This is a genomic window from Acetobacter fallax (assembly GCF_011516735.1).
Classification (GTDB): domain Bacteria; phylum Pseudomonadota; class Alphaproteobacteria; order Acetobacterales; family Acetobacteraceae; genus Acetobacter; species Acetobacter fallax.
Window position 1 is genome coordinate 1 of record NZ_WOSX01000079.1, and the last position, 7,600, is coordinate 7,600.

Annotated in this window: 6 protein-coding genes, 1 tRNA gene and 2 pseudogenes; 3 read left to right on the forward strand and 6 right to left on the reverse strand. The window is 57.0% G+C overall.

All coding sequences use genetic code 11. The features are described 5' to 3' along the window. Positions 1–97 (forward strand): annotated as a pseudogene (locus GOB85_RS17990) (IS5/IS1182 family transposase); the annotation flags it as partial. Positions 98–104: 7 nt separating this feature from the next. Here the strand turns inward: GOB85_RS17990 and GOB85_RS19645 are convergent. The 6 genes and pseudogenes from GOB85_RS19645 to GOB85_RS18020 all read right to left on the reverse strand — a co-directional run. Continuing rightward, positions 105–233, reverse strand: a pseudogene (locus GOB85_RS19645) (winged helix-turn-helix transcriptional regulator); the annotation flags it as partial. A gap of 173 nt (positions 234–406) precedes the next feature. Continuing rightward, entirely contained in the window at positions 407–2,263 is a 1,857-nt protein-coding gene (locus tag GOB85_RS18000) for a hypothetical protein (protein ID WP_173578758.1), read from the reverse strand. Between the two features lie 245 nt (positions 2,264–2,508). Next, on the reverse strand, positions 2,509–2,859 hold the full coding sequence (locus GOB85_RS18005) for a helix-turn-helix domain-containing protein (protein WP_242010958.1): 351 nt from the start codon (positions 2,857–2,859) through the stop codon (positions 2,509–2,511). A gap of 260 nt (positions 2,860–3,119) precedes the next feature. After that, positions 3,120–4,301 carry a site-specific integrase gene (locus tag GOB85_RS18010; protein ID WP_242011619.1) on the reverse strand — a complete coding sequence of 394 codons (1,182 nt, stop codon included), beginning with the start codon at positions 4,299–4,301 and terminating at the stop codon, positions 3,120–3,122. Between the two features lie 124 nt (positions 4,302–4,425). Beyond that, positions 4,426–4,501, reverse strand: a tRNA-Glu gene (locus GOB85_RS18015). Between the two features lie 79 nt (positions 4,502–4,580). Continuing rightward, entirely contained in the window at positions 4,581–4,907 is a 327-nt protein-coding gene (locus tag GOB85_RS18020; protein WP_173578761.1) for a hypothetical protein, read from the reverse strand. Between the two features lie 52 nt (positions 4,908–4,959). Here GOB85_RS18020 and GOB85_RS18025 point away from each other — a divergent pair, with 52 nt between their 5' ends. Beyond that, positions 4,960–5,934, forward strand: a complete 975-nt coding sequence (locus GOB85_RS18025; RefSeq protein WP_173578762.1) for an RluA family pseudouridine synthase — start codon at positions 4,960–4,962, stop codon at positions 5,932–5,934. Between the two features lie 247 nt (positions 5,935–6,181). Further along, a complete protein-coding gene (gene rpoH / locus GOB85_RS18030; protein ID WP_173578763.1) occupies positions 6,182–7,063 on the forward strand; it encodes an RNA polymerase sigma factor RpoH in 882 nt (293 codons plus the stop codon). Positions 7,064–7,600: the final 537 nt, after the last annotated feature.

Here is a 7,600-nt window from a genome sequence, read left to right on the forward strand (position 1 = left end):
GAAGGATGTCGAGACAACAATCTCGTCATCCTGCGCATGGTTGATGATTGCCCATATCCGCAGAGTTCTGCGAAAAATCAATCAAACCGCTTTCTGATTCAGGCTCTCAGGGATTTCTGCCGACGGCTGAGCGTACTGAAATCCGGCACCAGCCAGGTGAGGCCTGCCAGCCGCAGGGTGCCCTGGAACAGGTGGTAGAGGATTACCCCTTTCCATTTTCCGTCGATGAGCAGAAGTGTCGCCTCAACAGTACAGCCGGGACTGCAATCAAGTGATTTATGGCGGATATGATATTACGAAGGCTTGCTTGGTCCGTTCATTACGGCGGCTTGTCGTAGGGTCCGTGAGACTTGCATAGGGGTATGCGGCTGAGACACTCAGTCCTGTCCGCAGGCAGTACACGGCGCTACCTGCGGTCGGGCTGCTGACGCCACCGCCGGTGATCTCGGGTTAACGAAGCAGGGCGACGTCGAGAGGTGCTCCGTCGCGTCTTACAGAGCAACTGCGAACTGTCTCTGAGGAGTGACCGTGTTGTGGCGCCAATCCGCAGTGCCTCGACAATCTTTTTCCTGAGAAGTGCCACACCATGGACATCGAAACCGCAGGCATGAACGAGGTGGTGCATGAGTTTTTTGCAAAAACGGGTATGACCACCGTTCTCGCCCGGATCAACGCCGGATGCAGGTTTTCGAAGAACACGAAACATAGCGGACAGGTACTGGTCGAGCGGTTTCGGGCGATGGACCATGCGACAGCGCCTTGGCGCGATGGGGGATGGCTGAGCTTCGCGGAGTGTTCTCGCCATGACGCCTATACGATAATCAGCCTCGATTTTGTTCACCATATTGGCTCTGATTATCTTCAGCAGAACGGGAATACGTTCCTGATGATATTCTTTCTCGAGATACGGTTGAAGCCGCGCAAGCCGTGCCGGGACGGCGCTGAGAGCGCGCTCCCTCACGGAGATGTCGTTCCTCATGCCAGCCTCGCGCAACAGCTGCTGCCGAGCAGCCTTCATCCCTGACCGACGCTGCATGGAAGCCGTTTTCCAGAACCGTTTTCTGGCTTTCTCAAAGGCGGCCTCGGCGTCACGATAAGCCTGGGCAATCTCCGGATTATCCCCGCCCGAAGCGGGCGTGTCTGGACAATTCAGAACCGCTGGAAAACGCCGTAGATCTCGCTTGTAACTTTCATAGTACGCCAGATCTTCCAGTTCGGTCTTCCGATGTGAGACAAGATCAGAAAGGGTTTTTCCATTAAATAGTATCTCTGTCCTCGTGAGATGCTTTGTACTACCAGATAGAGGGAGCGAACTGCCGGTCAGGATTATCTGATTCCAGTGCGTTCGGATGGTTCGTTCGGAGACACCTGCTGCCATTGCAAGAGCTGTTTGCGTCAGCTCTCGATTACGGGGCCACTCGGCGACAAGACTCACCAGCAGACGCGATGTGGCTTCAAATCGGATCTTCCCGGTCTCGCGTCCCGCACGTGCCTGCGCCTGTCGGGGTGTTTCGCTGGGGTCTCTGCGTCTGGTCGGACGGGCGGCGCGAGATGCGCGTTTTTTCTGTAGATAGCCATGAATACGCTCACACATTTCATCGACAGTCAGTCGAGCGACGGGGCGCGGAAACTGTTTATTGACCGCGAGAGCATAGGCAAGAATATCTTTAAGATCAGGCGACGGATGATTTCTGAAATGCTTCCGGACCTCGTCGAACAGGTGCTGGTTGGTGGTCCGGATCGCTCCTGGAGTGTTGTAGAACTCAGTAGTTTTGTCGCAGTCCTCACCGAAGTCCGGGCCTGCTTGCGGCGAAAGCAGCTTGATGACAGCGCGTAGTTCAACCGGCCCCGCCCCTGGCAGGATCTTCCAGACGGGCTGAGCAGGTGTAGCGCTGTCTGGAAGATCCTGCCGGATTGCCCATGGTGACCCGACCAGACTCAGCGCAGCAAGGCGCGATGCCCCGAGAGCTTCCGCCATCAGAATTTCAGCCTGATCGGCGAGGGCCTGAGGGGCAGTACGTCCCTTGGCGCTGGTGATGACGGGCGTGCTCAGCCACAGGATTGCGAACCTGCCTGGCCCGACGGCATCAGTGACGATCATCGGACGGATCATGTCCGGCAGGGCTACCCACCGTTCCTTCCAGCCAAGGCCAAGCTTAAAGAGCAGGGCGTTGCGAGCGCTCAGGCTGTTCGGGGAGACGTAACGCTGTGAAATCGCCTCTACGAGGTCCATGATCTGCGCTGCCGTCTCGTCTTCGGTCATCGACGCGCGCACACGGCAGGGCATTCGCAGCAGACAGGCTTGTGCGATGGCAGAAATCGCGGGTGAAGAACTCTGTCCAATCCGCGCCAGGGCGCCCTTTAAGTACTCCTGGTGCCGGACATGCCAAGCAGGAAGTGCAGTGATCTCATGGTCTGCAGACGCTGTCAGCGCTTTTGCCTGAACTGAATCTGTGCGCAACGAAAATTCCGCTTTATCAGGCATGACACAGGCTGGCAGCGGCTCGTTCAGAATAACGAAAGGCCGAGGAGATACACAGCAATGATCAGGGCCAGAAGAGCAGCCGCCCGTACGTAAACAGAGACCGTCACGACCTCGATCTGGCCTGTCGCTCGCGGGCGACCTCTTTTACGCCTGACCGCAAGACCGTGCTGGTCAGCTGCAGCAGAGTTATCCATGTCGGGTACAGGGGTATTGCGCTGAACGTGCGATGCGAGAAAAGCGTCAAGATCCTGCTTGCGAAAGCGAAGTCGTCGACCAATCGCAATAAAAATGGTCGGCCCCTGGCCGCGGGATCGCATTGTGCGAAAGGCATCGTATGATATTCGCAGGTAGTCCGCCGCCTCTCTCGAAGTCATGACCTCGCAGGCGCTGCCGTTATTCCGGTGATCCACGTCCGTCCTCACTGCTTCCCTGTGCCGCATTCAGGATAGTCGGAAGTATCCGGTAAAATTCAACAGAAAACCGAAGGAAGTATTTTCGCTTTCGTTCCGAATATTATTTTTTGCGGGGCGTTTCCGGTTTCTGGCCAGAGAGATTTTCCGCAGCAGCAAGAACGATAACAAAATATTTCAAAGCGGGTTTTGTCAGGCTCACATCTGTATCCTGTGGCCCGGATCTACCTGGCCACGCCTTCATCGCTGTCATAAATGAAGCCAAGCACACGAGCGCGCTCTTCCGCATTCTCCGCAAGGGTCGTGAGCACGGGCTGGTAGTAGCGATCCAGACTTTTAAGATCGCGGTGCCCGGTCACGCGGCATAAATCGAGCGGATTTGGAAACAGACGGGCCAGTCGCGAGGTTGCCTCGTGCCTTAAGTCGTGGAAGGTCAGGTCGTGAAGACCGGCCCGTTTCACCATTCGGCCGTACCTCACTGAAAAAGCGCGTTCGTCACCAACATCGAAAATCAGATCTTCGGGTGCTGGCGGAGCGTCGAACGAAGCGAGTTTCTCACGAAGCAGAGCCCGCGCGCCGGGCATCAGGGGCCGGATTTCGGGGCCTCGCTCTTCCGCGAGATGGATAGTTTTGGTGTGCGCCAGACTGATGGTTCTTGCTGTGAGGTCGACGTCACACCAACGCAGAGAGGTGGCTTCGCTCAGGCGGGTGGCCTGCTCGACGGACCACCTGACGAGCCAGACATCATCAGGATGGGTGTCTGATCTCACAGCGTCCAGCAGACGCTCATACTCTCCGGAAGGCTCGTGCTCCCCCGGCGAGACGCTCCCTGCGGAACAGGCTGCCTCTTCCAGCCTGCGATTGCGCTTTCGGTCTGCCCCCGCCGGTCGCTTGATCAGGCGCCCTGAAGCTGGATTTTGCGGCAGTGGTACGTCCCATTCGCTCATGGCGTGCTGCAGAATGGATGCAAGCAAATTGAGTCTCTTCACAACGGTCGCGGGGGCCAGATCTTTCGCCTGCCTGTCCCGGAAACCTCTGACAGCCGGGATCGTCAGGCGGGAGAGCTTCAGGTCAGCGATCGTGTCGCGGAGCAGAGCCGGAATATGACCAGTGCGATCGCGCTCGCGATGAGCCATGCACTCATCGCGATATCTTTCGATCAGCGCTCGCAGCATGATTCCGTCGAGGGTACGGACATCGATATTGCGGCCCTCGCGGACCTTGACCGAGGTCTCTTCAAGCCACGCGCGGGCGAGACGGGCTGTATCGAATGTTCTGACGATCCGCTCGCCGTTGACCAGTTTGCGTGCCCGATACTGCTTTGGACCCCGGCAACTCACACCATCGGGCAGCGGACGTCCCGTGGCAGGATCTTTGGCATTTTCGGCGGATTTTGTACGAGCCATGAGACGAACTCCGAAGGGGGACGGAATCGTCATTGGTCCAGAATTGGTCCAAAATCGCTACTTAATTTTTGGATGGGATAGGGCGATTTACCCGTAAGGCGCTGATAACATTGCCAAATAAATTTGGCGTCCCATAGGGGATTCGAACCCCTGTTGCCGCCGTGAGAGGGCGGCGTCCTAGGCCTCTAGACGAATGGGACAGCAGACGCGGGCTTCTTACGGGAAGGAATGATGCAGCACAAGCATTTAATGGAAAATATTTGCATTTCAGAGTTTTGCTTATGGAGCCAGTTCAAGCCTGCCGACGATGCGCCTTCCCGCAGTGTCCCACAGCACAATCCGGTCAGGCCCCCCGCCTGTCAGTCTGACAGCCAGCACAGACCCGTTCTGCCACGAAATCTGCCCGATTATCGTCCCCGCCGGTTCATGAAGAACAATCGTCTTTTCGGCGACAGGCTGCAATGATACAGGCGGAAGCGCGCGGGCATGATGGGACATCCTGTGCGCAATAACAGCAAGAAGAGTGCCTGTTCCGACAATGATCAGAAGTCCCATACCAATGACGGCCGCCAGAAGTCCGCGCCGCGCAAATGTGCTCTGCTCCATGCCGTTATCCAGCCTTTCGTTTGTAGCGTCCGGGCTGTAGATGACGTCCGCGATGGAAACAACCCACGGCCCCCGCACTCTGATCGTGACGGACGAGTTCGTCGGGCAACGGACTGATCGTGTGCTCGCGCTCTGTTTCCCTGACCTGTCCCGTTCCCGGATCAGGGGCCTGATCGAAGCGGGGCACGTCACGCGCAACGGTGCGGCCTTTCATGAGCCGGCTGAGCCAGCCCGTGCCGGTGTGACTTTCGTCATCGATATTCCGGTTCCGACGCCCGCCACACCTGCGGGAGAAGCCATTCCGTTCGCTATTCTTTACGAAGACAGTGATCTCATCGTCCTGGACAAGCCTGCCGGCCTGGTCGTTCATCCGGCGCCAGGCAACGAAACCGGCACGCTCGTCAACGCCCTGATCGCTCACTGTGGCGACAGTCTGGTCGGGATCGGCGGGGAGAAGCGTCCCGGTATCGTGCATAGGCTTGATAAAGATACATCAGGTGTGATGGTGGTGGCCAAGACGGAAAAGGCTCATCACGCTCTCTCCGAGGATTTCGCTGCGCGCCGGATCGACCGCTCCTACCTTGCCCTGTGCTGGGGCGTTCCGTCTCCTAGCCTCGGGGAATATGAAGGCAATATCGGGCGCGATCGTCGCGACCGCAAACGGATGGCGCTCGTCAGCCATGGCGGCAAAGAGGCTTTGACCCGGTACACTGTGCTGCGGCCTTTCGGCGATTATGCCGCGCTGGTGGAGTGTCGGCTTGCAACGGGACGCACACACCAGATTCGTGTGCATTTCTCCGCGAATGGGCATCCGCTGATGGGCGATCCTGTTTATCTGCGTCGGATTCCTGCTTTTGCCCGGAAATGTCCGACTGAAGCTCGCGATGCGGCGCTCGATTTTCCGCGTCAGGCACTTCATGCGGCACGGCTTGGGTTTACGCATCCACGAACCGGTGAAACCCTGCTGTTTGAGACACCACCACCGGAAGATTTCGAGGCCCTTGAAATGCAACTGGCCAGATCTTAACTACATAATTTTTTGTTAATCTTGACTTTTCGGGTCGATTAACGTAGAAGGTGATCCATCTTTTCGACGCGCCCGTCGGGCCGCCGGAATGGATGTTCCGGGCTTCTTCTGCCACTGTTGGGGAAGCGGTCCGGGAACATTTGAAGTCCACTCCCAGCGTCGCCCGATAAAGCAGGCCGATGCCCGGCGTTCAGAAGAAGTCGGGATATCGATAAAGCCAGCGATCGGGATGAAGGAGACTCCTCCCATGGCAACATCGGTCCTTACCCCTGGTCCTGAAGTCAGTCTTTCCCGCTACCTTCAGGAAATCCGCAAATATCCTCTCCTCTCTCCCGAGGAGGAAACGTCCCTCTCCCGCCGCTGGCGTGATGACGGAGACGTTAAGGCGGCTCATAAGCTTGTCACATCGCATCTGCGTCTCGTCGCAAAAATCGCAATGGGTTACCGGGGTTACGGCCTCCCGGTGAATGAACTGATCAGCGAAGGCAATGTCGGGATGATGCAGGCGGTTCGCCGCTTCGATCCTGAACGTGGCTTTCGTCTTGCGACATACGCGATGTGGTGGATCCGGGCCGCGATTCAGGAATATATCCTGCATAGCTGGTCACTGGTAAAAATCGGCACGACCTCAGCGCAGAAAAAGCTGTTCTTCAATCTTCGTCGCCTCAAGGGGCAGATGAAAGCCATTGATGACGGTGATCTTGCCCCTGAGCAGGTGAACCAGATTGCTACGGCCCTCGGTGTGCCGGAGCAGGATGTGGTTAATATGAACCGTCGTCTCGCGGCGGCTGATCACAGTCTGAATGCGCCTCTGCGCAGTGACGGCGAAGGCGAGTGGCAGGACTGGCTGGTTGATGACACGGACAATCAGGAAAAATCACTCGGCGAACATGAAGAATTTTCCGACCGGAAAGCGCTTCTGACAAGTGCGCTCGAATCTCTGAATGATCGTGAGCGTCATATCTTTGAGGAACGGCGTCTGAAAGATGATCCTGTCACTCTTGAAGAACTTGCCCAGCAGTATGGCATTTCCCGTGAGCGCGTTCGTCAGATTGAAAGCCGTTCTTTCGAAAAAGTGCAGGCTCACATGAAAGCTGATATCGACGCCCGACGCAGCGCCGATCAGTAATCGCTGCGCTCTCTGATCCTTATCAGAGGCCAGCTTCCAAAGCCTTTGTTCACGTTGAGTGCGGGCACTGTCTCAGGGCTTTGCCCATGACGGCCACCAGAGGTCTCAGACCTCTGGAAAGGCTCTGTTGTCGTTCCGTGTTGATCTGTGATTTTTCAAAGGGTTAGCAGAATCCGGGCTCTGCCCGGACCCGGCAGGGACCGTCACGCGAAGGCGGGCTGCGCACGACGGCCCCTGCACTCCGATTGATTCATAATAAAATGGTTTCCAAAGGTCTGTGACCTTTGCTGGGTTCCATGGCAAAGCCCTGGGAAGGAGCCAGCACTTAATGACAACAGAGCTTTTGCAAACCGGCTTATTGATCAACAGATTGGGGTGAAGGGGTCCGCGACCCCTTCCGGGTGCGGGCAGAGCCCGATCTTCTGCTAGAGCGTGATGATTTTATGTTGGTCCATATCCTGAGTTGGTGAAGTAGTTGGCGCATTCGCTGGGAGTGTAGCTGCGCAGGAGTTCGCCGATGGTTGAACTGACTGCGTC

What these genes read in the sequence shown, in the direction of transcription:
- GOB85_RS18010 (WP_242011619.1), bottom strand. Translation starts at nt 4,301, where the DNA reads ATGGCTCGTACAAAATCCGCCGAAAATGCCAAAGATCCTGCCACGGGA.
- GOB85_RS18005 (WP_242010958.1), bottom strand. Translation starts at nt 2,859, where the DNA reads ATGACTTCGAGAGAGGCGGCGGACTACCTGCGAATATCATACGATGCC.
- GOB85_RS18020 (WP_173578761.1), bottom strand. Translation starts at nt 4,907, where the DNA reads ATGGAGCAGAGCACATTTGCGCGGCGCGGACTTCTGGCGGCCGTCATT.
- rpoH (WP_173578763.1), top strand. Translation starts at nt 6,182, where the DNA reads ATGGCAACATCGGTCCTTACCCCTGGTCCTGAAGTCAGTCTTTCCCGC.
- GOB85_RS18000 (WP_173578758.1), bottom strand. Translation starts at nt 2,263, where the DNA reads ATGACCGAAGACGAGACGGCAGCGCAGATCATGGACCTCGTAGAGGCG.
- GOB85_RS18025 (WP_173578762.1), top strand. Translation starts at nt 4,960, where the DNA reads ATGGAAACAACCCACGGCCCCCGCACTCTGATCGTGACGGACGAGTTC.